This is a genomic window from Pseudoxanthomonas mexicana (assembly GCF_046736355.1).
GTDB classification, from domain to species: Bacteria; Pseudomonadota; Gammaproteobacteria; order Xanthomonadales; family Xanthomonadaceae; genus Pseudoxanthomonas_A; species Pseudoxanthomonas_A mexicana_B.
Map to the genome: position 1 here is coordinate 1,860,655 of NZ_CP157201.1, position 24,958 is coordinate 1,885,612.

The 24,958-nt window shown below is 69.4% G+C and carries 22 protein-coding genes; 13 read left to right on the forward strand and 9 right to left on the reverse strand.

Translation table 11 applies throughout. The features are described from left to right. Positions 1-11: 11 nt before the first annotated feature. Positions 12-1,691, reverse strand: coding sequence for a long-chain fatty acid--CoA ligase (locus AAG688_RS08610; RefSeq protein ID WP_411831844.1), 1,680 nt, complete (start codon positions 1,689-1,691; stop codon positions 12-14). 148 nt (positions 1,692-1,839) lie between these two features. On the opposite strand from AAG688_RS08610, the gene AAG688_RS08615 reads away from it, so the two are divergent. Then, positions 1,840-2,271: a nuclear transport factor 2 family protein gene (locus AAG688_RS08615; protein WP_411831845.1), complete on the forward strand. Its 432-nt coding sequence runs from the start codon at positions 1,840-1,842 to the stop codon at positions 2,269-2,271. Between the two features lie 10 nt (positions 2,272-2,281). On the opposite strand, the gene AAG688_RS08620 is transcribed toward AAG688_RS08615, so the two are convergent. Together AAG688_RS08620 and acnA are read right to left on the reverse strand one after the other, a co-directional pair. After that, the gene (locus tag AAG688_RS08620; RefSeq protein WP_411831846.1) at positions 2,282-3,181 is read right to left on the reverse strand and encodes a hypothetical protein; all 900 of its coding nucleotides are present in this window, start codon (positions 3,179-3,181) and stop codon (positions 2,282-2,284) included. A gap of 658 nt (positions 3,182-3,839) precedes the next feature. Further along, positions 3,840-6,593: an aconitate hydratase AcnA gene (gene acnA / locus AAG688_RS08625; RefSeq protein WP_411831847.1), complete on the reverse strand. Its 2,754-nt coding sequence runs from the start codon at positions 6,591-6,593 to the stop codon at positions 3,840-3,842. A gap of 240 nt (positions 6,594-6,833) precedes the next feature. On the opposite strand from acnA, the gene AAG688_RS08630 reads away from it, so the two are divergent. The 10 genes from AAG688_RS08630 (at position 6,834) to nadE (ending at position 17,659) form a co-directional block, all read left to right on the forward strand. Next, on the forward strand, positions 6,834-7,079 hold the full coding sequence (locus tag AAG688_RS08630) for an AbrB/MazE/SpoVT family DNA-binding domain-containing protein (RefSeq protein ID WP_411831848.1): 246 nt from the start codon (positions 6,834-6,836) through the stop codon (positions 7,077-7,079). 8 nt (positions 7,080-7,087) lie between these two features. Further along, on the forward strand, positions 7,088-7,492 hold the full coding sequence (locus AAG688_RS08635; RefSeq protein WP_411831849.1) for a type II toxin-antitoxin system VapC family toxin: 405 nt from the start codon (positions 7,088-7,090) through the stop codon (positions 7,490-7,492). Between the two features lie 58 nt (positions 7,493-7,550). Further along, complete coding sequence (gene acnB, locus AAG688_RS08640; RefSeq protein ID WP_411831851.1) at positions 7,551-10,142, forward strand: bifunctional aconitate hydratase 2/2-methylisocitrate dehydratase; 2,592 nt, start codon at positions 7,551-7,553, stop codon at positions 10,140-10,142. Positions 10,143-10,554: 412 nt separating this feature from the next. After that, complete coding sequence (locus AAG688_RS08645; RefSeq protein WP_411831852.1) at positions 10,555-11,544, forward strand: 3-oxoacyl-ACP synthase III family protein; 990 nt, start codon at positions 10,555-10,557, stop codon at positions 11,542-11,544. Then, entirely contained in the window at positions 11,541-11,792 is a 252-nt protein-coding gene (locus tag AAG688_RS08650; RefSeq protein ID WP_411831853.1) for an acyl carrier protein, read from the forward strand. The genes AAG688_RS08645 and AAG688_RS08650 overlap by 4 nt, the downstream gene beginning before the upstream one ends. Beyond that, complete coding sequence (locus AAG688_RS08655) at positions 11,785-12,927, forward strand: hypothetical protein (RefSeq protein ID WP_411831854.1); 1,143 nt, start codon at positions 11,785-11,787, stop codon at positions 12,925-12,927. Before AAG688_RS08650 ends, AAG688_RS08655 begins: the two co-directional genes overlap by 8 nt. Continuing rightward, positions 12,911-14,899 carry an asparagine synthase (glutamine-hydrolyzing) gene (gene asnB / locus AAG688_RS08660; protein ID WP_411831855.1) on the forward strand — a complete coding sequence of 663 codons (1,989 nt, stop codon included), beginning with the start codon at positions 12,911-12,913 and terminating at the stop codon, positions 14,897-14,899. Before AAG688_RS08655 ends, asnB begins: the two co-directional genes overlap by 17 nt. After that, on the forward strand, positions 14,899-16,422 hold the full coding sequence (locus AAG688_RS08665) for a class I adenylate-forming enzyme family protein (RefSeq protein WP_411831856.1): 1,524 nt from the start codon (positions 14,899-14,901) through the stop codon (positions 16,420-16,422). Before asnB ends, AAG688_RS08665 begins: the two co-directional genes overlap by 1 nt. Before the next feature lie 29 nt (positions 16,423-16,451). After that, a complete protein-coding gene (locus AAG688_RS08670; RefSeq protein ID WP_411831857.1) occupies positions 16,452-16,700 on the forward strand; it encodes an acyl carrier protein in 249 nt (82 codons plus the stop codon). Then, positions 16,697-17,659, forward strand: a complete 963-nt coding sequence (nadE, locus tag AAG688_RS08675) for an NAD(+) synthase (RefSeq protein ID WP_411831858.1) — start codon at positions 16,697-16,699, stop codon at positions 17,657-17,659. Before AAG688_RS08670 ends, nadE begins: the two co-directional genes overlap by 4 nt. Positions 17,660-18,052: 393 nt before the next feature. On the opposite strand, the gene hflD is transcribed toward nadE, so the two are convergent. From hflD to AAG688_RS08695, 4 genes are all read right to left on the reverse strand, one after another. Continuing rightward, on the reverse strand, positions 18,053-18,667 hold the full coding sequence (gene hflD, locus AAG688_RS08680; protein ID WP_411831859.1) for a high frequency lysogenization protein HflD: 615 nt from the start codon (positions 18,665-18,667) through the stop codon (positions 18,053-18,055). Beyond that, positions 18,664-19,779 (reverse strand): tRNA 2-thiouridine(34) synthase MnmA, encoded by a 1,116-nt coding sequence (gene mnmA, locus AAG688_RS08685; protein WP_411831860.1) that lies wholly within the window; start codon positions 19,777-19,779, stop codon positions 18,664-18,666. The genes hflD and mnmA overlap by 4 nt, the downstream gene beginning before the upstream one ends. Before the next feature lie 175 nt (positions 19,780-19,954). Beyond that, positions 19,955-20,434, reverse strand: a complete 480-nt coding sequence (locus tag AAG688_RS08690) for an NUDIX hydrolase (protein WP_411831861.1) — start codon at positions 20,432-20,434, stop codon at positions 19,955-19,957. A gap of 9 nt (positions 20,435-20,443) precedes the next feature. Beyond that, positions 20,444-20,938: a hypothetical protein gene (locus tag AAG688_RS08695; RefSeq protein ID WP_411831862.1), complete on the reverse strand. Its 495-nt coding sequence runs from the start codon at positions 20,936-20,938 to the stop codon at positions 20,444-20,446. 72 nt (positions 20,939-21,010) lie between these two features. Here AAG688_RS08695 and clpS point away from each other — a divergent pair, with 72 nt between their 5' ends. Both clpS and clpA read left to right on the forward strand, forming a co-directional pair. Further along, entirely contained in the window at positions 21,011-21,331 is a 321-nt protein-coding gene (gene clpS, locus AAG688_RS08700) for an ATP-dependent Clp protease adapter ClpS (RefSeq protein ID WP_411831863.1), read from the forward strand. A gap of 127 nt (positions 21,332-21,458) precedes the next feature. Then, positions 21,459-23,738: an ATP-dependent Clp protease ATP-binding subunit ClpA gene (gene clpA, locus AAG688_RS08705; protein WP_411831864.1), complete on the forward strand. Its 2,280-nt coding sequence runs from the start codon at positions 21,459-21,461 to the stop codon at positions 23,736-23,738. A 138-nt stretch (positions 23,739-23,876) separates the two neighbouring features. Here clpA and infA read toward each other — a convergent pair whose 3' ends face one another. Together infA and aat are read right to left on the reverse strand one after the other, a co-directional pair. Beyond that, complete coding sequence (gene infA, locus AAG688_RS08710; protein WP_411831865.1) at positions 23,877-24,095, reverse strand: translation initiation factor IF-1; 219 nt, start codon at positions 24,093-24,095, stop codon at positions 23,877-23,879. Between the two features lie 82 nt (positions 24,096-24,177). Then, entirely contained in the window at positions 24,178-24,924 is a 747-nt protein-coding gene (aat, locus tag AAG688_RS08715) for a leucyl/phenylalanyl-tRNA--protein transferase (RefSeq protein ID WP_411831866.1), read from the reverse strand. Between the last annotated feature and the right edge of the window lie 34 nt (positions 24,925-24,958).

The window sequence follows — 24,958 nt, forward strand, 5'->3', positions numbered from 1 at the left end:
GCGCAGTGCAATCAGCCCTGTGCCGGCGCCGAGTCGCGCAGTTCCTTGCGCAGGATCTTGCCGACGTTGGTCTTCGGCAGCTCGGTGCGGAACTCGACGTGGCGCGGCTGCTTGTAGCCGGTGAGGTTGTCGCGGCAGAACGCCTTGATCTGCTCGGCGGTCAGCGACGGATCCTTGCGCACCACGAATACCTTGACCGCTTCGCCGGAGCGCTCGTCGGGCACGCCGACGGCGGCCACTTCCAGCACGCCGGGCATGCCGGCAATGATGTCCTCGACCTCGTTGGGATACACGTTGAAGCCGGACACCAGGATCATGTCCTTCTTGCGATCGACGATGTAGAAGAAGCCCTCGGCATCCATCTTGGCCATGTCGCCGGTGTGCAGCCAGCCGTCGGCGTCGATGACCTTGGCGGTCTCGTCCGGGCGCTGCCAGTAGCCCTTCATCACCTGCGGGCCCTTGATGCAAAGCTCGCCGACCTCGTCGACGCCGAGCATGTTGCCGTCGTCGTCCTTGATGCAGGCGTCGGTGGAGGGGACCGGCAGGCCGATGGAGCCGTTGTAGTCCTTCAGGTTCATCGGGTTGATGCAGGCGGCCGGCGAGGTCTCGGTCAGGCCATAGGCCTCGACCAGGGTCACGCCGGTCGCTTTCTTCCACCTTTCCGCCACCGCGCGCTGCACCGCCATGCCGCCGCCGAGGGTCATCTTGAGGTGCGAGAAGTCCACCTCGTCGAAGCCCGGCGTGTTGAGCAGGCCGTTGAACAGCGTGTTGACGCCGGTGATGGCGCTGAAGCGGGTGCCCTTGAGGATCTTGACGAAGCCCGGCATGTCGCGCGGGTTGCTGATCAAATGGTTGAGCCCGCCGAGTTTCATGAAGACCAGGCAGTTCGCCGTCAACGCGAAGATGTGGTACAGCGGCAGCGCGGTGATGATGGCCTCGTTGCCGTAGTCCAGCCCGGTGCCGACCCACACGCCGGCCTGCTGCATGTTGGCCACCAGGTTGCGGTGGGTCAGCATCGCGCCCTTGGACACGCCGGTGGTGCCGCCGGTGTACTGCAGGAAGGCGATGTCGTCATGGCTGATGTCGATCTCCGGCAGCTTGCGCGCGCGTCCCAGCCGCAGGGTCTCGCGGAAGCGCACCGCGCCGGGGATCTGGTAGTCCGGCACCAGTTTCTTCACGTACTTGAGCACGAAGTTGATGATCGCGCCCTTCAGCCCGACCATGTCGCCCAGGCCGGTGGTGATGACCTGGCGTACCGGCGTCTCGGCGATGACCTCGGCGGCGGTCTTGCCGAAGTTGTCCACCACCAGCAGCACGCTGGCGCCGGCGTCGACCAATTGGTGCTTGAGCTCGCGCGGGGTGTACATCGGGTTGACGTTCACCACGGTCAGCCCGGCGCGCAGGATGCCGAACAGCGCGATGGGGTACTGCAGGCAGTTGGGCGCCATGATGGCGACGCGATCGCCCTTCTTCAGCTTCAGCTCGCCGAGCAGGTAGCCGGCGAAGTCGCGGCTGAGCGCGTCCACCTCGCCATAGGTCAGGCGCTTGCCGAAGTTCTCGAAGGCCGGCCTGTCGCGGTACTGCGTCACCGCGGTCTCGAACACCGACACGATGGATCGGTATTCCTCCAGGTCCACTTCGTGCGGCACGCCGTCGGGATAATGCTTGAACCACGGACGGTCCTGAATCATCTTCTTAACTCCCTCCCCAAGGGTCATGTGCTCGTTCTGTATGGATGCCGGGCGACATCGCGCGGGATGCCCCTGGGGCCAGCATACCGTTCCGGATGGAAAAGGCGAAGCAATGAAACCGGCATTTCAGCGGCTCCACATACCGGCGATGGCAGGGCGCGCGGCTTCGTGCGGGCTCGTGCTGGCGCTGTTGCTGCTGGGCGGCTGTGGCAGGGAATCGGCGGAGCAGAGGCTGCGCGCGCAGGTCGCGCAGATGCAGGAGGCGCTCGCCGAACGCCGCCCCGGCGATTTCATGGAGGCGGTGGCTGAGGATTTCACCGGAACGCAGGGCATGGATCGTGCTGCGCTGCACAACCTGTTGCGCGCGCAACTGCTGGCCAACGCGCGCATGGGCGCCACGCTGGGGCCGCTCGACGTGCAACTGCGGGAAGACACCGCCACCGTCGCGTTCACCGTGGTGCTGACCGGTGGCAACCAGCGCCTGCTGCCCGAGCGCATGCAGTCCTATCGCGTGACCAGCGGCTGGCGCGATCAGGGCGGGCAGTGGCGCGTGTACTACGCCGAGTGGAAGCCGCAGTGACGGGCGGCGGTCAGAACCGGTAGCACGCCGACAGCGCGGCGCGCGCCGCCTCGCCCGCGCCTTGCAGCGCCAGCTCGCCCTGCGGCTGCCGGTCGATGCTGACGGAGGCGCTGCCGCGCGCATCGACCAGCAGGCGCGGCAGGGGAGAGGCGCGCAGATCGCCGAACCAGACATTGCCGCCGCCGGCCGGCCGGATGAGGCTGAGCTGGATCCGGTGCCCGCCGATCTCCACTGCCGCGATGGCCGGCGTCGCCGCCGGCGGCGACTTCAACACGAACGCGGCGACCGGCACCCGCTGCTCGCAGATCAGGCTCAGGCTCTGCACGATGCCCGGTCCGGTCACGGTGGCGACCGGGGATCGCCCGGATACCGGCCTGATCTGCCAACCGGTCGCGGGCGTCCTGCGGGCGGGAGCGGACGCCGTCGGCGCGGCCGTGGCGCGTGGCGTCTTCGCCTCGACCAGCTTGTCGCCCTGCCACTGCAAGGCGGTGGTGCGCTCCAGGCTGGGGCAGCAGCGTGGATCGTTCGGCCCCGGCCACTTCGCGCGGACGTGGATCAGGCCGTCGCGCAGATCGAAACGCTCCACCATCCCCAGCGCGTCCTGTGATTCCGCCGCCGGGACGTATCCCTTGCCGCGCTCGGCGAACACGGTCACCCCGTAGCTCCAGTAGGTGGGGCCGTAGTTGGCGCTGAGCAGGACGATCTCCGCCTTGCCGTCGCCATCCAGGTCGGCCACCTCGACCTGCTGCTCCTCCACGCTTTCCTGGTTTTGCTGCACCTGCGCGTTCAATCGGGCGACGTGGGCCTTGACGACCCGATCCACGCCGGCCTTGTCGGGTCCGGCCGCCCCGGCCGGCGCAGCCGGCAGCGCGAGGAGCAGGGCGAACGCGAGACACGAGGGCTTGATCACGGCACTTCTCCCAGGGAAATGCGAGGTTGGCGCAACCGGGCCACGACGGTCGCCGCCCGCGCGGTTTCACGGCGGCATTCGCTGCGGTCCTTGTACAGCAGGAACGCGGGATTCAGTGCACGCCGGCCTGGCGAAACGACCAACGGTCGTCACGACGGGCTTGGCCGTCGCAGAGTCCAAGGCGCACTTCCGAAGGTGTCATCCCAGCCAACGCAGGGATCCATGTTGCCATTGCCATTGCCATTGCCGTTGCTTTTGCGGCTTGCGGGCGCTTTGCAGCGGAAGTCAAAAGCGAAATGCTCCCAGCTTTCGCTGGGATCCATTTGCGGTTGCTTCTGCGACCGCCGATTCCGGAGTCAGGTGGCCTTGCGCGCGGCGAGCTGGCGAAGCACGTAGTGCAGCAGGCCACCGTGGTGGGTGAGGAAGCGCGCTTGCGAAGCATGGCTTCGCGCGCTTGCGAACGCCCGCCGCGCAGCGGCGGGCCGGTCTTCCGCCCTTTCCGAAGAGTCAGGCAGCCCTGCGCGCAGCCAACTGCCGGAGTACGTAGTGCAACAGGCCGCCGTGGTGGGTGAGGAAGCGCGCTTGCGAAGCACTGCTTCGCGCGCTTGCGAACGCCCGCCGCGCAGCGGCGGGCCGGTCTTCCGCCCTTTCCGAAGAGTCAGGCAGCCCTGCGCGCAGCCAACTGCCGGAGTACGTAGTGCAGCAGGCCGCCGTGGCGGAAGTACTCCACCTCCTTAGGCGTCAGCAGCAGCACCTGGACCTGGAAGCGCACTTCGCGGCCGCCCGGGTGGCGGGCGACGACCGTGGCGACCTTCGAGGCGCCGTCGTGCAGGCCGGTGATGTCGAAGACTTCCGAGCCGTCCAGCCCCAGCGTGCCGGCGTTCTGCCCCTCGATGAACTGCAAGGGCAGCACGCCCATGCCGACCAGGTTGGAGCGGTGGATGCGCTCGAAGCTCTCGGCGAACACCGCCTTGACCCCGAGCAGGTTGGTGCCCTTGGCCGCCCAGTCGCGCGAGGATCCGGTGCCGTATTCCTTGCCGGCCAGCACCACCAGCGGCGTGCCGGCGGCCTTGTAGCGCATCGCCGCATCGTAGATCGACATCCGCTCGGCCGGCTCGCTGCCGAAGTACAGTGTGTTGCCGCCTTCCTCGCCGCCCAGCATCAGGTTCTTGATGCGGATGTTGGCGAAGGTGCCGCGCACCATCACGTCGTCGTTGCCGCGGCGGCTGCCGTAGCTGTTGAAGTCGGCCGGCTGCACGCCGCGCGCCTGCAGGTAGCGGCCGGCCGGCGAATCCTTCTTGATGCTGCCAGCCGGGGAGATGTGGTCGGTGGTGATGGAATCGCCGAACAGGCCGAGTACGCGCGCGCCGTGCACGTCCTCGATCGCGCCCACCGCCATCGACATGCCGTCGAAGTAGGGCGGGTTCTTGATGTAGGTGGACGCCGCGTCCCAGGCGTACAGCCCGCCGTCCGGAGACTCGATGGTGTTCCAGCGGGCGTCGCCCTTGAACACGTCGGCGTAGTTCTGCTTGAACAGCTCCGGGCCGACGGTGGCGGCGATGACGTCGCCGATCTCCTTGTTGCTGGGCCAGATGTCGCGCAGGAACACCGGCCGGCCGTCGGCGCCGGTGCCCAGCGGCTCGGAGGTCAGGTCGATGTCCACCGTGCCGGCGATGGCGTAGGCCACCACCAGCGGCGGCGAGGCGAGGTAGTTCATCTTCACCTCGGCGTGGATGCGGCCCTCGAAGTTGCGGTTGCCCGACAGCACCGAGGTCACCACCAGGTCGCCGCTGGCGATGCCGGCGCTGACTTCCAGCGGCAGCGGGCCGGAATTGCCGATGCAGGTGGTGCAGCCGTAGCCGACCACGTAGAAGCCGATCTTCTCCAGGTCGTCGAGCACGCCGGCCTTCTGCAGGTAGTCGGTCACCACCCGCGAGCCCGGCCCGAGCGAGGTCTTGACCCAAGGCTTGCGATCGAGCCCGCGCGCGGCGGCGTTGCGCGCCAGCAGGCCGGCGCCGATCATCACCGCCGGGTTGGAGGTGTTGGTGCAGGAGGTGATGGCGGCGATCACCACCGCGCCGTCCTTCAGCCGCACCGGCCGGCCGTCGATCCCGATGTCGGCGTAGCCGCGGCTCAGCGATTCGTTGCCCACCGCCGAGCCGCCGCCCTCGGCGACGAAGTCGGCCACTTCCGGCGTGCGCCGGTCGCGCGCCTCGACGAACGGCGCCAGGCTGCGGCGGTAGTTGTCCTTGACCTCGCCCAGCAGCACGCGGTCCTGCGGGCGCTTGGGGCCGGCCAGCGACGGCTGCACGTCGTCCATGTCCAGGTGCAGGGTGGCGCTGTACTCGGCATGCGGGCTGTCGGCGTCGTGCCAGAGTCCCTGCGCCCTGGCATAGGCCTCGACCAGCGCGATCTGATCCTCGCCGCGGCCGGACAGGCGCAGGTAGTTCAGCGATTCGGCGTCGATCGGGAAGATGCCGCAGGTGGCGCCGTACTCGGGCGCCATGTTGCCGATGGTGGCGCGGTCGGCCAGCGGCAGGTGCTGCAGGCCGTCGCCGAAGAACTCGACGAACTTGCCGACCACCCCATGCGCGCGCAGCATCTCGGTGACGGTCAGCACCAAGTCGGTGGCGGTGGCGCCCTCGGGCAGCCGACCGGTCAGCCTGAAGCCGACCACCTGCGGGATCAGCATCGACGAAGGCTGGCCCAGCATCGCCGCCTCGGCCTCGATGCCGCCCACGCCCCAGCCGAGCACGCCGATGCCGTTGATCATCGTGGTGTGCGAGTCGGTGCCGAACACGGTGTCGGGGTAGGCGAGCAGCACGCCGTCCTTTTCCGCCGTCATCACCACCCGCGCCAGGTTCTCCAGGTTGACCTGGTGGACGATGCCGGTGTTGGGCGGCACCACCTTGAAGTTGTCGAACGCCTTCTGGCCCCAGCGCAGGAAGCCGTAGCGCTCGCGGTTGCGCTCGAACTCGATGCGGCCGTTGAGGTCCAGCGATTCGGGGCTGCCGAAGGAGTCCACCTGCACCGAGTGGTCGATCACCAGTTCGGACGGGATCAGCGGGTTGATCTGCTCCGGCGTGCCGCCCAGCCTGACCACCGCGTCGCGCATCGCCGCCAGGTCGACCACGCAGGGCACGCCGGTGAAGTCCTGCAGCACCACCCGCGCCGGCATGAAGGCGATCTCGGTGTCCGGTTCCTTGCCCGCGTCCCAGGTTGCCACCGCCTCGATGTGGGCGGGGGTGACGGTCACGCCGTCCTCGCAGCGCAGCAGGTTCTCCAGCAGGATCTTCAACGAATACGGCAGCCGGTCGATGGCGAAGCGCTGGCCCAGCCGGGGCAGGCTGTAATAGGTGTAGGCGCGCCCGCCGACGTCCAGGGTGCTGCGGGTGGCGAAGGAATCACTCATCGCGGAGGCTCCTGTAGCTGATAGAGGGAATCGTCGCCGGCCAGCCTAACGGTGCGGACGGGTCGGCATCGTGAAGCGAGAGGCGACCATTGCGCCTGCATTATCGGCCAAATGCATGACGGGCCAAGCCGGCGGACGGGACGGTGCGTTGCCGCGCCGGATGCCTGCCCGGCCGGAACGGCCATTTGAGTATGCATCTGGAGGTATGTATAATTCGTGCATACTCAAGAGGGCCCGCCGATGGAAGCGACCGTAGCCGAGCGCGGCCAGATCACCCTGCCCAAGGCCGTGCGCGATGCGCTGGGCCTGACCAAGGGCAGCGTGCTGAAGGTCGAGCTGGAAGGCAGCCGCATCGTGCTGCGCAAGAGCGTGGACGATGCCATTTCGCGTGCGCGCGGCCGCTTCAAGCTGGACGGCTTCGGTTCCACCGACGAGGCGATGCGCGCCATCCGCGGCCGCGCGCCCGGCGAACCGCTGGATCCGTGAGCGCCGGCATGATCGCCATCGACTCCTCGGTGCTGGTGGACCTGCTGGCCGACGGCCCGCAGGCCGACGCCGCCGAAGCCTGCCTGCGCCAGTGCCTGAGCAGCGGGCCGGTGGTGATCTGCGACGTTGCGCTGGCCGAGGTGTGCAGCGCGCTGCGCGACGGTTCCGAGGCGCTGACGGTGCTGGAGGAGATGAGCATCCGCTTCAGCACGCTGGAAGCCAAGTCGGCGCTGCGCGCCGGCGAGATGCAGCGGCGCTACCGCCAGCGCGGCGGCGCCCGCGCCCGCGCCGTGCCCGATTTCCTGATCGGCGCCCATGCGCTGCTGCAGTGCAATGGCCTGATCACCCGCGACAGCGCCTTCTACCGCGACTACTTCAAGGGACTCAAATTGATCGTCCCGGTCGCCGAATAACCGCCGAATAACCGCACAACAAACCATTCCCCACCGTTTACCGCCATCCGGAGTCGCCATGTTGGAAGCCTACCGCCACCACGTCGCAGAGCGCCAAGCGCTCGGCATCCCGCCGCTGCCGCTGACCGCGCAGCAGACCGCCGAGGTCATCGAACTGCTGAAGAACCCGCCCGCCGGCGAGGGCGAGTTCCTGGTCGACCTGATCACCCACCGCGTGCCGGCCGGCGTCGACGACGCGGCCAAGGTCAAGGCCTCCTACCTGGCGGCGGTGGCGTTCGGCAGCGAGTCCACGTCGCTGATCACCCCGCGGCGCGCGACCGAACTGCTCGGCACCATGCTGGGCGGCTACAACATCCATCCGCTGGTCGAACTGCTGGATCACGCCGAGCTCGGCGCGGTCGCCGCCGAGGGCCTGAAGCACACGCTGCTGGTGTTCGACGCCTTCCACGACGTGCAGGACAAGGCCGGCAAGGGCAACGCCCACGCCCAGGCGGTGCTGAAGAGCTGGGCCGAGGCCGAGTGGTTCACCAGCAAGCCGGAAGTGCCGGCCTCGCTGACCATTACCGTGTTCAAGGTGCCGGGCGAGACCAACACCGATGACCTGTCGCCGGCGCCGGACGCGACCACGCGCCCGGACATCCCGCTGCACGCGCTGGCGATGCTGAAGAACAAGCGCCCCGATGCGCCGTTCGTGCCGGAAGAGGACGGCAAGCGCGGCCCGATCCAGGCCCTGCTCGACCTGAAGGCCAAGGGCCATCTGGTCGCCTACGTCGGTGACGTGGTCGGCACCGGCTCCAGTCGCAAATCGGCGACCAACTCGGTGCTGTGGTGGACCGGCGAGGACATCCCGTTCATCCCCAACAAGCGCTACGGCGGCGTCTGCCTGGGCAGCAAGATCGCGCCGATCTTCTACAACACGATGGAAGACGCCGGCGCGCTGCCGATTGAGCTGGACGTCTCGCAGATGGAACACGGCGACGTCGTCGAGCTGCGTCCGTACGAGGGCAAGGCGCTGAAGAACGGCGAGGTGATCGCCGAGTTCCAGGTCAAGTCCGACGTGCTGTTCGACGAGGTCCGCGCCGGCGGCCGCATCCCGCTGATCGTCGGCCGCGGCCTGACCGCCAAGGCGCGCGAGGCGCTGGGCCTGCCGGCCACCGACCTGTTCCGCCTGCCGATGAACCCGCCGGACACCGGCAAGGGCTTCTCGCTGGCGCAGAAGATGGTCGGCCGTGCCTGCGGCCTGCCGGAAGGCCAGGGCATGCGCCCGGGCACCTATTGCGAACCGAAGATGACCTCGGTCGGCTCGCAGGACACCACCGGCCCGATGACCCGCGACGAGCTGAAGGACCTGGCCTGCCTGGGCTTCAGCGCGGATCTGGTGATGCAGTCGTTCTGCCACACCGCCGCCTACCCGAAGCCGGTGGACGTGAAGACCCACCACACCCTGCCGGAATTCATCTCCACCCGCGGCGGCGTGTCGCTGCGCCCGGGCGACGGCGTGATCCACAGCTGGCTCAACCGCATGCTGCTGCCCGACACCGTCGGCACCGGCGGCGACTCGCACACGCGCTTCCCGATCGGCATCTCGTTCCCGGCCGGCAGCGGCCTGGTCGCCTTCGCCGCGGCCACCGGGGTGATGCCGCTGGACATGCCGGAGAGCGTGCTGGTGCGCTTCAAGGGCCAGATGCAGCCGGGCGTGACCCTGCGCGACCTGGTCAACGCGATCCCGCTGTACGCGATCAAGGCCGGCCTGCTGACCGTGGCCAAGCAGGGCAAGAAGAACGTCTTCTCCGGCCGCATCCTCGAGATCGAGGGCTTGCCGGACCTGAAGGTCGAGCAGGCGTTCGAGCTGTCCGACGCCTCGGCCGAGCGCTCGGCCGCCGGCTGCACGGTGCGCCTGAACAAGGAACCGATCATCGAGTACCTCAACAGCAACATCACCCTGCTGAAGTGGATGATCGCCGAGGGCTACGCCGACGCGCGCTCGCTGGCCCGCCGCATCAGGAAGATGGAGGAGTGGCTGGCCGACCCGCAACTGCTGGAGCCGGATGCCGACGCCGAGTACGCCGCCGTCATCGAGATCGACCTGGCCGACATCCACGAGCCGATCGTCGCCTGCCCGAACGATCCGGACGACGTGAAGACCCTGTCCGACGTCGCCGGCGCGACCATCGACGAGGTGTTCATCGGCTCGTGCATGACCAATATCGGCCACTTCCGCGCCGCCGCCAAGCTGCTGGAGGGCAAGCGCGACATCCCCACGCGGCTGTGGGTCGCGCCGCCGACCAAGATGGACGCCTCCGAGCTGACCAAGGAAGGCCACTACGGCACCTTCGGCACCGCCGGCGCGCGCATGGAGATGCCGGGCTGCTCGCTGTGCATGGGCAACCAGGCGCAGGTGCGCGAGGGCGCCACGGTGTTCTCGACCAGCACCCGCAACTTCCCCAATCGCCTGGGCCGCAACTCCAACGTCTACCTGGGCTCGGCGGAACTGGCGGCGATCTGCTCGCGCCTGGGCCGCATCCCGACCAAGGAGGAGTACATGGCCGACATCGGGGTCATCAACCGCCAGGGCGCCGAGATCTACCGCTACATGAACTTCGACCAGATCCAGGACTACAAGGAAGTGGCCGACTCGGTCGCGGCCTGACCCTCCCTCAGCGCGTCACCCGAAGCCCGGCCTTGCGCCGGGCTTCTTTTTTACCGGGTATCCGGATTTCAGTGCGAGATTGCCTGCTGTCGGATGTTCCTTCCCCCGCTTGCGGGGGAAGGTGCCGAAGGCGGATGGGGGTGCCGCAGGCGAAAAGGCCCTCGTCCGTCGCTGCGCGCCACCTTCTCCCGCAAGCGCGAGAAGGGAACTCGTGGAGCAGTCCAAGGACGAGTCTCCACTGAAATCCGAATACCCCCTTCTTTTTCGCGGCAGGCACGCGGCCGGTCTGGCGCGCCGTTCGCGTTAGCGAATCGACAAGGGCAGGCGCCACGAGGCATCGGCCCCACGACAACGGAACAGGGGACATCGCCCGGTGGCGCAAGCACGCATCAAAGGCATCCGCATCGCGGGCGTGAGCACCTGCGTGCCGGCGCGGCAGGTGGACAACCTGGCGGAAGCCGATCGCTACGGCGCCGACGAGGTGCGCAAGGTGGTCTCGATGGCAGGCGTGCGCGCCCGGCACGTCGTCGAGGACGGCGTCACCTCGGCCGACCTGTGCTTCCAGGCCGCGCAGGGGCTGCTGGAGCGGCTGCAATGGTCGCCGGACAGCGTCACCGGCCTGATCTTCGTCACCCAGTCGCCGGACTACTTCCTGCCCTCGACCGCCTGCCTGCTGCACCAGCGGCTGGGCCTGTCCGACGGCTGCGCCGCCTTCGACATCGGCATGGGCTGCTCGGGCTATCCCTATGGCCTGTACGTGGCCGCGACCATGCTGGCCGGCGGCGGCCAGCGGCGCATCCTGATGCTGCACGGCGAGACGCCCAGCCGATTCACCCATCCCGACGATCACGCCACCACGCTGCTGTTCGGCGATGCCGGTTCGGCGACCGCGCTGGAAGCGGGGGAGGACGAGGCCAGTTTCTGCCTGCACACCGACGGCAGCGGCCACGAGGGGCTGATCATCCGCGGCGGCGCGTTCCGCGATCGCAATCCGCAGGATCCGCGCCATCTGGCGCTGGAGATGGACGGCGCGGCCATCTTCAACTTCACCCTCAAGCGCGTGCCGCCGCTGGTGCGCGACGCGCTGGCGCTGGCCGGCAAGGCGGTGGAGGACGTCGACCAGTACGTATTCCACCAGTCCAATCGCTTCATCATCCGCCACCTGGCCAAGAAGTGCGGGCTGCCGGAGGAAAAGGTGCCGCTCACGCTGGAGGACACCGCCAACTGCGGCGGCCCGTCGGTGGCGGTGACGCTGACGCGCATGGCCGATGCCTCGCGCCCGACCACGCTGATGCTGCTCGGCTACGGCGTCGGCCTGTCCTGGGCTTCGGCGGTGGTGACGCTGCCGGCCGGCGCCGCGTTGATGCATGAACTGTACGAAGGGCAGGGAGCCGCGGCATGAGCGAGGGCAGGCTGACCACCGAACAGGCGCTGGCGATGATCGCCGAGGCCTTTGCCGAACCCGCGCCGCTGTCGCCGGCGACGCGGCGCGACGACGTCGCCGGCTGGGACTCGATGGGCGCGCTGATGCTGATGGCCGAGCTGGACGAGCGCTTCGGCCTGCAACTGGATGCGGAGGAGTCGCGCGCGATGCGCCAAGTCGGCGACGTGCTCGACTACCTGCGCCGCCACGGGGTACTGGATGGATAGCCGGGTTCCGCGAAGCGCGCCGGTCCCGGCCTTCGAGACCACGACGCGGCTGTTCGCGCGCGCGCTGGGCTGGTCGCCGCAACGGTTGCTGGAAACGTTCCGGCCGGCCACGGCCGACGATCTGCCGGCGCTGCTGGATTTCCGCAGGCGACGGGGCTGGGACGACGCGGCCTACCTGCGCTGGCGCTATGGCCTGACCACGGTCGGCCATCCTTTCGGACAGTTGTGGCTGCTGCGCGACGAGTCGAAGGTGCTGGCCACCATCGGCAGCGAGGTACAGCCGATCCGCCATGCCGGCCATCTCTACGACGGCCAGTACCTGATGGACGTGCAGCTCGAGCCGGCGCTGGAAGGCGCCGGCGGCGGCGCCTGGCTCAACCAGGCGATGTGCGAGCAGGCCAGCGCCACCTTGGCGATCGGCGCCAACGGGAATTCGCTGGGGCTGGTGCGGCGGCTGTTCGCGCCGCTGCCCAATCGCACCTATCACGTGCTGCCGCTGGATGCGGCCGTGCTGCTGCGCCAGCGCGGCACGCCCGTGGCGCTGGCCGCCCTTGCCGGCCCCTTCGTCAACGCCGGCTGGCGGCTGCGCGAGCGGCTGGCGAAGGACGCCGGCATGCGCGCCCTCGCCATCGAGGAGGCGACCGGCGTCGCCCCGGAATGGCTGGAGGCCGTGCACGCGGCGCTGCCGCCGTCGCTGGCCTGCGTGGCGCCCTCGGCCGGGCATCTGGACTGGCGGCTGTTCCGCAATCCGCGCGCGGCCTATCGGCTGTTCACCGCCGCCCGCGGCGGGCGCTGCGTCGGCTACCTGGCCGCGCGCCACGTGCCGGCCGAAGGCGGGCGCCTGGCCGCCATGCACGTCATCGACTGGAAGCTGGCCGACGAGGACGCCTCCGCGACGCTGTCGGCGCTGCTGCTGCACGCGATCGCGCAGGCGCGCCTGCTGGGTTGCAGCAAGGTGTTCACGACCGCGCTGGATACCTCGGCCGCGCTGGTGCTGGCGCGGCTGGGCTTCATGAGCCGGCAGGCCGAGGCGCTGGTGGCCGGCGTGCAGACGCCGCTGCCGCTGCCCGGCGTGGGCGGCGTCGGGCGCTGGCAGATCACCGATCTGAGTTTCGACAATGACGGCTGCTTCTGACGCTGCCGTGCGACGCCCGCCATGTGCGGCATCAGCCGGCATCGCCGCCGCGCCCGGCGCGCCGGCGCCGACGCGGGCGGAACTGTCGGCGATGATCGGCGCGCTGCACCACCGCGGCCCGGACGGCAGCCGCCTGCGCCTCGACGGGCGGGTCGGGCTGGCGCACGCGCGGCTGTCGATCATCGATCCGGAAGGCGGCTGGCAGCCGATCCACAATCCGGAACGCAGCGTGCACGTGGTCTTCAACGGCGAGATCTTCAACCACGTCGAGCTGCGCGCCGCGTTGCGCCGGCAGGGCCACGTCTTCTACACCGAATCGGACACCGAGGTCATCGTCCACCTCTATGACCGCTATGGCGACGATTTCGTCGATCACCTCAACGGGCAGTTCGCCATCGCGCTGCACGACGCGCGCCGGCGGCGGCTGGTGCTGGCGCGCGATCGCGTCGGCATCCGCCCGCTGTACTACCGCCTCGGCGGCGACCGGCTGGCGTTCGCCTCGGAGATCAAGGCGCTGCACGCGCTCGGCGGCGCGCTCGCGCTGGACGCGCAGGCGCTGGGCGAGATCTTCGGCTGCTGGAGCACGCTGGGCGGGCGCAGCGCCTTCGCCGGCATCGCGCAGCTGCCGCCGGGCCACCGGATGAGCGTGGACCTGGACGATCCCGCGCCGGCGCCGCGCATCGAGCGCTACTGGCAGTGGCGTCCGCTGGGCGACGCCGGGACCGCCGTGCGCAGCGAGGACGATCTGGCCGAGGAACTGCACGCGCTGCTCGCCGATGCCGTGCGCCTGCAACTGCGCGCCGACGTGCCGGTCGGCGCCTACCTGAGCGGCGGGCTGGATTCGGCGGCCGTCGCCGCGCTGGTGCGCAGGCAGGGCGACGTGCGGCTGCGGACGTTCTCGCTGGCGTTCGAGCAGGCCGAGTTCGACGAAAGCCGGTACCAGCGGATCATGGCCGCGCACCTGGCGACCGAGCACAGCCAGGTGCTGGCCGGGCAGGCCGACATCGCCGCCGCCTTCGCCCGCGCCGTCGAGCACGCCGAAGCGCCGCTGCTGCGCACCGCGCCGGTGCCGATGATGCTGCTGGCCGGCCATGTGCGCGACTGCGGCTACAAGGTCGTGCTGACCGGCGAGGGCGCCGACGAGGTGTTCGCCGGCTACGACCTGTTCAAGGAGGCGCAGGCGCGCCGCTTCCTCGCGCGCGCGCCGGGCAGCCAGTGGCGCGGCCGCATCCTGGAGCGGCTGTACCCGTACCTGGCGCACTCGCCGGCGCGATCGCGCGGCTTCGCCGAGCAGTTCTTCCGGCAGGACGGGGACGCGCTGGCGCAGCCGTGGTTCGCGCACCTGACCCGCATCCGCAGCACCCGCCGCGTGCTGCGCTTCCTGCACCCGGACCTGCGCCGCGAGATCGAGCGCTTCGACCCGTTGCAGGCGCTGCGGGCGCAGTTGCCCGACGACATCGGCCGGTGGCCGCCGCTGGACCGCGACCAGCGCGTCGAGGCGGACACGCTGCTGTCCGGCTACCTGCTGTCCTCGCAGGGCGACCGGATGAGCATGGCGCATTCGGTGGAGGGGCGTTATCCCTTCCTCGATCACCGCGTCATCGAGTTCGCCAACCGCCTGCCGGCCCGGCACAAGCTGCGCGGCCTGCGCGAGAAGCGCCTGCTCAAGCGGGCGATGCGCGCCGAACTGCCCGCCGCCATCCTGCAACGCCACAAGCAGCCGTACCGCGCGCCGGACAGCGCCTGCTTCTTCCGCGACGGGCAACCATTGCCGTGGGTGGCGCAGTGCCTGCATCCGGAACGGCTGCGGGCCAGCGGGCTGTTCGACGCACCGGCCATCGGCCACCTGCTGGAGAAATGCCGCAGCGGCCGCGCGATCGGCTTCCCCGACAACATGGCCTTCGTCGGCGTGCTGTCGCTGCTGCTGCTGCACGAGCGCTTCGTACGGGCGCCGGCGGCGAAGGCGGCCTGATGCTGCTGCACCGGTTGTTCGCGGCCACCGTGCAGCGCCAGCCCGGCAAGCTGGCGCTGGTGTGCGGGGAACGGCGCCTGAGCTATGCCGAACTCGATGCCCGCAGCCGCGCGCTGGCCGGGCATCTGCGCCAATGGGGCGTGGCGCCGGGCGAGCGGGTCGGGCTGCTGCTGGAGAACGGCGTGGAGATGGTGTGCGCGCTGTGGGCATTGCTGCGCATCGGCGCGGTGTGCATGCCGTTCAATCCGCAGACCAAGGCCGACAAGCTCGGCGGCATGCTGGCCCGCAGCGGCGCGGCGATGCTGATCGCGCAGCCGTCGCTGGCGCCAGTCTGGCGCGACGCGCGGCGGGCCGCGCCGGAACTGCGGCGGGTCGTGGTCGCCGATCCGGACTGGCAGGGGCGGGCGGGCGAATGCGGCTGGCCGCAAGGCGAGGCGTTCGCGGCGGCATCGAGCGATGCGGCGACCTCGCCCGACGCGCTGGCCTTCATCAGCCATACCTCCGGCACCACCGGCCTGCCCAAGGGCGTGATGCTGAGCCACCGCAACCTGGTCTGCGCCGTGCGCGCGATCGCGCAATACCTGGCGATCCGGCAGGACGACGTCGTCTTCAGCGCGCTGCCGCTGAGCTTCAACTACGGATTGACGCAGTTCCTGCTGGCCTGTTGCACCGGCGCCACGCTGGTGCTGGAGCGCTCGTTCGCGTTCCCCGCCCAGGCGCTGGAGATCATCGCGCGCGAGCGCGCCACGGTATTCCCCGCGGTGCCGACGATGTACGCGATGCTGATGGCGATGCGGGATCTCTCGCGCTGGGACCTGTCGTCGCTGCGGCTGGCCACCAGCGCCTCGGCGCCGCTGCCGTTGCCGCTGCTGCAACAGGTGCGCGCGCGGCTGCCGACGGCGCAGCTGGTGGTGATGTACGGGCAGACCGAATGCACGCGCATCAGCTACCTGCCGCCGGAGCAACTGGACGAGCGGCCGGACAGCGTGGGCCGCGGCCTGCCCGGGCAGCGCTGCTGGCTGATCGACGAGGACGGCCGGCGCCTGCCCTGGGGCGAGACCGGCGAACTGGTGGTGCAGGGCGATCACGTGATGCTCGGCTACTGGGAAGACCCGCAGCGCACCTGCGAGAAGCTGTTCGTCGATCCCGCCAGCGGCCGCCGCGCGATGCGCACCGGCGATCTGTTCCGCAGCGATCCGCAGGGCTGGCTGTACTTCGCCGGGCGCAAGGACGACATCATCAAGACGCGCGGCGAGAAGGTCAGCCCGCTGGAGGTCGAGCGCGCCATCGCGCGCCTGCCCGGCGTGCGCGAATGCCTGGTCGGCGGCGTCCCCGACGACCTGCTGGGCGAGGCAATCAAGGCCTGGGTGGTGCCGGAACCCGGCGCGGCGCTCGGCGAGCGCGACGTCATCCGCCATTGCCTGGCATCGCTGGAAAACCACATGGCGCCGAAGCACGTGGCCTTCGTCGAGCGCCTGCCGCGCACGGCTACCGGCAAGCCGACCCGGCAGGGATTGTCCTGAGCCTCACACACACCGTCATGGAAAAACCGATGCAAGACGTCAAGACCACCGTGCGCCAGTACATCCAGGACAACTTCCTGATGGGCGACGCCGCCGACTACGCCGACGACGCCTCCTTCATGGACGCGCAGTTGCTGGATTCCACCGGCTTCCTCGAACTGGTGCACTTCCTCGAGGACACCTACGCCATCAAGGTCGAGGACGACGAGATGATGCCGGACAACCTCGATTCGCTGGAGGCGATCGCGCGCTTCGTCGATCGCAAGCGCGCCGCATGAGCGCGCCGGGACCGCAGGTACTGGATTTCGATGCCGGGGCCGAGGCCGAACGCATCGCCGGCTGGATGCGTGCGACCGCGCGCGATCTGAAGCGGCGCGGGCTGGTGGTGGCGATGTCCGGCGGCATCGACAGTTCGGTGTGCGCGGCGCTGGCCGTGCGCGCGGTCGGCGCCGAACGGGTGTTCGGGCTGCTGTTGCCGGAGCGCGATTCCAGCGGCGCTTCCACCGCGCTGGGACGGCAACTGGCCGCGCACCTGGGCATCGCCCACGCACTGCACGACATCGCCCCTGCGCTGGAGGCGCTGGGCTGCTACCGCGAGCGCGACGACGCCATCGGCCAGGTGTTCCCCGGCTATGGCGAGGGCTGGAAGAGCAAGATCGTCCTGCACGGCGGGCTGGAGGGCGGCATCAACCACTTCCGGCTGGTGGTGCGCTCGCCGGACGGCGAACAGCACGAGGCACGACTGCCGCCGGAGGCGTACCGGCGCATCGTCGCGGCGACCAACCACAAGCAGCGCCTGCGCAAGACGCTGGAGTACTTCCACGCCGACCGCCTGCAATACGCGGTGGTCGGCACGCCGAACCGGCTCGAGTACGACCAGGGCTTCTTCGTCAAGAACGGCGACGGATCGGCCGACCTGAAGCCGATCGCGCACCTGTACAAGACCCAGGTCTACGCGATGGCGCGCCATCTCGGCCTGCCGGCGGAGATTTGTTCCACGACGCCGACCACCGACACCTACAGCCTGCCGCAGGGCCAGGACGAGTTCTATTTCGCGCTGCCCTACGCGCAGATGGATCTGGCGCTGTGGGCGTTCGAGCATCGCCGCCCGGCCGCCGAACTGGCGCGGGCGCTGGGAATCGACGAGGAGCGCGCGCGGGCGATCTACCGCGACATCGAGGCCAAGCGCCGCGCCGCGGCCTACCTGCACGCGCCGCCGGCGCGGCTGCAGGCGTAGTGGAGCAGCGGAGCAAGCTCTGCTCTACATCGGCGTAACCAATCGTGGATTCCGGCAGTTACGCCTGGCGAGATTCCTGTAGAGCCGAGCTTGCTCGGCTGCTTTGGCTTCAAGTGGAGAAGCAGCGGAGCAAGCTCCGCTCTACATCGGCGTAACCAATCGTGGATTCCGGCGGTACGCCTGGCGAGATTCCTGTAGAGCCGAGCTTGCTCGGCTGCTTTGGCTTCAAGTGGGGAAGCAGCGGAGCAAGCTCTGCTCTACATCGGCGTAATCAATCGTGTATTCCGGCGGTTACGCCTGGCGAGATTCCTGTAGAGCCGAGCTTGCTCGGCTGCTTTGGCTTTACGCGGGGGAGGAGAAGCAGCGGAGCAAGCTCCGCTCCACAGCACGCAATCAGCCGCGCAGCCAGCCGTCCACGGCTTCCAGCATCGGCTTGCGCGACAGCAGGAAATCCCAGTAGCTGCCGCCGAGCTGGCGCCAGAGCACCGCCGAGCGCACCGCCGCCAGCAGGATCGCGCGGATCTCGGCGACCACGCCCGGCTGCGCCAGGTAGTGCGGGTTGCCCTGCACCATGACCCGCGGGCGCAGGTGGCTGATGGTGTCGGCGTACAGGCCGCCGAGCGCGGCCAGCACTTCCGGGTGGGTCGCGCCCAGCGCCCGCGCCTGCGCCGACAACTCGCCGATGCCGTTGCCGACCGCGTCGACGGTGTTGTCCTCGCGCACGAAGCGCCGCTCCAGTTGCAGCACCGACAGCGCCAGCTTGGGCAGCGCTTCGTCGCGCGCCTCGTTGGCCAGGTAGCCGCGCAGCAGGCGCAGGCCGGCGGAGACGTCGGCGACCCGGCCGTACACCGCCAGCGGCGAATCGGCGTCGATGCGGAAGACGCTGTCCAGCGATGCCTGCACCACGGCCGGATCGGACTGGCCGGTCTCGGCGATGCGGCGCACCTGTTGCAGCGCCTGGGCCAGGCCGGCCAGCGCCAGCACGCGTTCGGAAAAACGGTTGATCAAGCTGCTTGCTCCGCGATTCTGCTTTCCAAAGGGGCGTCGGTGCGGGCGATGACCGCGCCGCCGAGGCACTGGTCGCCGTCATACAGCACCAGCGATTGTCCGGGAGTGACGGCGCGCTGCTCGCGCTCGAAGCGCACCGCCAGGGTACCGTCGTCGGCCACTTCCACCGCGCAGGGCTCGTCCTGCTGGCGGTAGCGGGTCTGCGCGGTGCATTCGAAGCGCGCGGCCGGCGGCGCGCCGGCCACCCAGTGCGCGGGTTCGGACCACAGCCGCCGCGACATCAGGAACGGGCTGAGGGTGTCCTGGTCCACGTACAGCACGTTGTTGGCCACGTCCTTGCCGACCACGTACCAAGGCGCCTGCGCGCGGCCGCGCACGCCGCCGATGTTCAGCCCCTCGCGCTGGCCGAGGGTGAAGTAGAACACCCCGGAATGCTCGCCGATGCGCCGGCCCTGCGGGTCGCGCATCTCGCCGGGCCGGGCCGGCAGGTAGCGGCCGAGGAACTCGCGGAAATCGCGCTCGCCGATGAAGCAGATGCCGGTGGAATCCTTCTTGGCGTGGGTCGGCAGGCCGGCCTCGCGGGCGATGCGGCGCAGGTCGGCCTTGTCCAGGTCGCCGATCGGGAACAGCGTGGCCGACAGCTGCGCCTGCCCCAGCTGGTGCAGGAAATAGCTCTGGTCCTTGTTGCGATCCAGGCCGCGCAGCAGCCGCCAGCGGCCGCCCTCGTGCTGCACGCGGGCATAGTGGCCGGTGGCGATCTTCTCGGCGCCCAGCTCGCGCGCGGCGTCGAGGAAGTGCTTGAACTTGACCTCGCGGTTGCACAGCACGTCGGGGTTGGGCGTGCGGCCGGCGGCGTATTCGGCCAGGAAGTGCTCGAACACGCCCTGCCAGTACTCGGCCGAGAAATCGCGGAAGTGGAAGGGGATGCCCAGCTTCCCGCACACCGCCACCGCGTCGCGCCGGTCCTGCTCGGCGCGGCATTCGCCGCTGCCGTCGTCGGCCCAGTTCTGCATGAACAAGCCGGCCACCGACTCGCCGGACTGCACCAGCCGCAGCGCGGCGACCGACGAATCGACGCCCCCGGAAATACCGACGATGATTCGTGCGCTCATGGGGAATCGGCGACGCTGCGCTCGAAGCCGATTCCGCCCGGCACGTATTCTCCTCCCCCGCTTGCGGGAGGCAAGGAGGGCCTGATTGCGCGGCATTGCCGCGCAGGCCGTCCGAACGGCCGGCGCGTTGCGCCGGGCCGGGCGGATGGGTGGGGGCAAGCGCGACGGAACCCGCTCACGGCAGATGCCCCAGCATCGACAGCGGATAGCGGCGCCCGGCCAGGAAGTCCTCGACCACCCGCCACACCAGCGGGCTGCGGTGGCGCGCCTGCTCGGCCTGCAACTCGGCCGGGGTCAGCCAGATCGCGCGCAGGATGCCCTCGTCGAGCGGGCGTTCCGGATCGTGGCGCACCGGTTCGGCGGCGAAGGCGAAGCGCAGGTAGTGGCGGCCGCTGCCGCCCTGCGCCGGCGGCTCGGCCTTCCACTGGTAGGCGCCGACGAAGCCGGTCAGGCGCACGTCCCAGCCGGTCTCCTCGCGGGTCTCGCGCAGGGCCGCCTCCAGCAGGCTCTCGTCCGGCTCCAGGTGGCCGGCCGGCTGGTTGAACACCGCCCGGCCGTGGGCGGTCTCCTCGACCATCAGCAGGCGCCCGTCGCGCACCACCACCGTGGCCACGGTCACGTCCGGCTGCCAGAAACGGCCTTCGCGGTAGGTCATCGGCGCGGCTCAGTAGTCGTCCGAGGCCGGGTCGTCGGCCAGTTCCCTTTCCATCTCGTCGGCCGACTGCGCGGCCGCGACGATGGCATCGTCCAGCGCCTCGGCATCGGCATCGGCCGGAATCTTGACGACCAGCACCGCGCTCTGGTCCTGCTTGACCCAGCTGCCCATGATGAGGTTGTTGGAGGCCTCGAGCAGGCGGTTGGCCACCAGCGACGGGAACGCGGAGCCATTGGCGCGGTAGGCGTAGGACCAGAGCTCGCGGACGCGGTGCTCGCCGTACTTCTCCACCGTCGAGCGCACGTACACCCACTGGCTTCGCCCGCTGTCCTCGTCCACGGCCATCAGCAGCCGGTAGTCGCCGTCCTCGTCGATCTCGTATTCGTACCGCAACTGCTCCAGTTGCCGGGCGATGCCGGGATCGGCCTTGTTTTCGGCGGCCGGCGGGGCCGCCGAAAGCGGCAGGGACAACAGGCACAGCAGGGCGGGGAGAAAGGGCTTCATGGCGTTTTCCATGTGTGAAGCCCGAATTGTGCGGGCAGCGGCACGCTCCGTCCAATCCGTATAATCGCCGGCATGGCCCACAAGCAAGAAAACGACCGCGACACCGGCCTGCTGGTGCAGACCGGCAAGCCCGAGGTCATGCCGCCGCCGCTGTACCAGGTGCTGCTGCTCAACGACGACTACACCCCGATGGACTTCGTGGTGGTGGTGCTGCAGCAGTTCTTCGGGATGGACCTGGAAAGGGCCACCCAGGTGATGCTGCACGTGCATACCCGCGGCCGCGGCGTGTGCGGGGTCTACAGCCGCGAGGTGGCCGAGTCCAAGGTCGCCCAGGTCAACGAATTCTCGCGCATCAACCAGCATCCGCTGCTGTGCACGATGGAGAAATCCTGACCTTCGCGGCCGTGGGGACGACCCGCGCAGGGGCAGGGCAACCCCGCCTGAACGCAGGGGTTCAGGCGCATGATGGAATTTCACACCCGAAGCCGCATATTGTTGCCATCGGCCCCGGAGGCATTCCATGTTCAGCAAAGACCTCGAACAAACCATCGGCCAGTGCTACAAGCGCGCCCGCGAGGCCCGCCACGAGTTCATGACCGTCGAGCACCTGCTGCTCTCGCTGCTCGAGAACCCTTCCGCGCAGGCGGTCCTGAAGGCCTGCGGGGCCGATTCGCCGCGCCTGCAGCGCGAGCTGGAGCAGGCCATCGAGGCCTCCGTCTCGCGCCTGGCCGACGACGACGGCCGCGACACCCAGCCCACGCTGGGCTTCCAGCGCGTGCTCCAGCGCGCCGTCTACCACGTGCAGTCCTCGGGCAAGAAGGAGGTCACCGGCGCCAACGTGCTGGTCGCCATCTTCGGCGAGAAGGACTCGCACGCGGTCTACTACCTGACCCAGCAGGACGTGACCCGGCTGGACATCGTCAACTACCTGTCGCACGGCATCGCCAAGCAGGGCGAGGAAGGCGAGGGCCAGCCGCACCCGGAAAGCGAGGGCAAGGCCGAGGGCGGCGAGGGCGAGGGCAAGGGCGACGCGCTGGCCGAGTTCGCCAGCAACCTCAACGAGGCGGCCCGCCACGGTCGCATCGATCCGCTGGTCGGCCGCGGCGACGAGATCGAGCGCACCATCCAGGTGCTGTGCCGCCGGCGCAAGAACAACCCGCTGTACGTCGGCGAGGCCGGCGTCGGCAAGACCGCGCTGGCCGAGGGGCTGGCCAAGCGCATCGTCGACGGCGAGGTGCCGGAGGTGCTGCTGGATGCGACCATCTTCTCGCTCGACCTGGGCGCGCTGGTGGCCGGCACCAAGTACCGCGGCGACTTCGAGAAGCGGCTGAAGAGCGTGCTGGCGGCGATCAAGAAGCACGACGGCGCGATCCTGTTCATCGACGAGATCCACACCATCATCGGCGCCGGCTCGGCGTCCGGCGGCACGATGGACGCCTCCAACCTGATCAAGCCGGCGCTGGCCTCGGGCGACCTGCGCTGCATCGGCTCGACCACCTTCCAGGAATACCGCGGCATCTTCGAGAAGGACCGCGCGCTGGCGCGGCGCTTCCAGAAGATCGACGTGGTCGAGCCGACCATCGGCGAGACCTTCGAGATCCTCCAGGGCCTCAAGCCCAAGTACGAGGCGCACCACGGCGTGACCTATGCCGACGATGCGCTGCAGGCGGCGGTCGACCTGTCGGTCAAGCACATCGGCGACCGCCTGCTGCCGGACAAGGCCATCGACGTCATCGACGAGGCCGGCGCGCGCCAGCGGCTGCTGCCGGAGGGCACGCGCAAGGAGCTGATCGACGTCGAGGAGATCGAGACCATCGTCGCCAAGATGGCGCGCATCCCGGCCAAGCAGGTCACCTCGTCGGACAAGGACGTGCTGCAACACCTGGAGCGCAACCTGAAGATGGTGATCTTCGGCCAGGATCCGGCCATCGAGACGCTGGCCTCGGCGATCAAGCTGGCGCGCTCGGGCCTGGGCAATCCGGACAAGCCGATCGGCAACTTCCTGTTCGCCGGCCCCACCGGCGTGGGCAAGACCGAGGTGACCCGGCAGCTGGCGCTGCAACTGGGCATCGAGCTGGTGCGCTTCGACATGAGCGAGTACATGGAGCCGCATTCGGTCAGCCGGCTGATCGGCGCGCCCCCGGGCTACGTGGGCTTCGACCAGGGCGGCCTGCTGACCGAGAAGATCGTCAAGACGCCGCACTGCGTGCTGCTGCTGGACGAGGTGGAGAAGGCGCACCCGGACATCTTCAACATCCTGTTGCAGGTGATGGACCGCGGCGTGCTCACCGACACCAACGGCCGCGAGGCCAACTTCAAGAACGTGGTGCTGGTGATGACCACCAACGCCGGCGCCGCGCAGGCCTCGCGCCGCAGCATCGGCTTCACCAAGCAGGATCACTCCACCGACGCGATGGAGGTCATCCGCCGCAGCTTCTCGCCGGAGTTCCGCAACCGCCTCGACGCGGTGGTGCAGTTCCAGCCGCTGGGCTTCGACCACATCCTGCGGGTGGTGGACAAGTTCCTGATCGAGCTGGAGATGCTGTTGCAGGAGAAGCACGTCGCCCTGTCGGCCACGCCGGCCGCGCGCGACTGGCTGGCCCAGCACGGCTTCGACCCGCTGATGGGCGCCCGCCCGATGGCGCGGGTGATCCAGGACAAGGTCAAGCGCCCGCTGGCCGACGAACTGCTGTTCGGCAAGCTGGTCGGCGGCGGCCGGGTCAGCATCGACGTCAAGGACGGCGAGCTGGTGGTCGATGCGCAGGCCGAGCCGGAGCGGCTGCTGCCGGTCACGGTCTGATACGCCGCACCGACCCGGCAAACGAGGACGGCCACCCCGCGAGGTGGCCGTTCCCGTTGTGGCGGTGCCGAATCCCGCCGACCCTTCGCGCATGAAAAAAGCGGCCGCCGGCCGCTTCTTCCGCGCATCGGCACCGCGTCACTTCATGCGGTAGGTGATGCGTCCCTTGGTCAGGTCGTAGGGCGTCATCTCGACCTTGACCTTGTCGCCGGTCAGGATGCGGATGTAGTTCTTGCGCATGCGGCCGGAGATGTGGGCGATGATGGAATGCCCGTTCTCCAGGGTGACCCGGAACATGGTGTTGGGCAGCGTCTCGGTGACGGTGCCTTCGAATTCAATGGAGTCGTCTTTCGACATGTAGACCTGTGATGTGCGGCGGCGGAAGCCGAGGCGAAGCCCGGTATTCTACCCGGGACTTGACCCGCGCGCAAAAAAACCGTTAAGGCGGGAGTTGCCCGGCCAGTTCGGCCGCGGCCAGGGGGGCGAAGACCGTGCGCCAGTGGCCCGCCGGCGCCGCCAGCGCGACCTGCCGGGCCAGCGCCTGCAGGAAGCGCGGCCGCGGCCAGCTTTCCGCGCCCAGGCTCAGCAGGTGCTCGTTCTCGACCTGCGCGTCGATCAGCGGCCAGCCCCATTCGGCCAACCGCCACGCCAGCGCCGCCAGCGCCACTTTCGAGCCGCCGGATGCGGCGCTGAACATGCTCTCGCCGAAGAACATCCTGCCGATCGCCACGCCGTACAGGCCGCCGACCAGCCGATCGTCGTCGTACACCTCGATCGAGTGGGCGTGGCCGAGCGCGTGCAGTTCGAGATAGGCCGCCTGCATCGCCTCGGTGATCCAGGTGCCGGATTGACCGCGCCGCGGCGCCTGCGCGCAATGGGCGAGGACCTCGGCGAAGGCGCCGTCGGCACGCACCTGCCAGCGGCTGTGGCGCAGTCCGCGGCGGAACTTCGAGGACAGCCGCACGCCTTCGCTGCGGAACACCGTGCGCGGATCCGGCGACCACCACAGCGGCGGCTGGCCTTCGGAGAACCACGGGAAGATGCCGTGCCGGTAGGCGTTGAGCAGGCGCACCGGCGACAGGTCGCCGCCGATGGCAAGCAGGCCATCGGGTTCGCGCAGCGCCAGGTGCGCGGGCGGGAAGGGCGCGCGCGGATCCGGCGACAGCAGGAAAGGGAGCTTGCTCATGCCGGGATTATCTCCGGCAGCCGATGCATTTCGC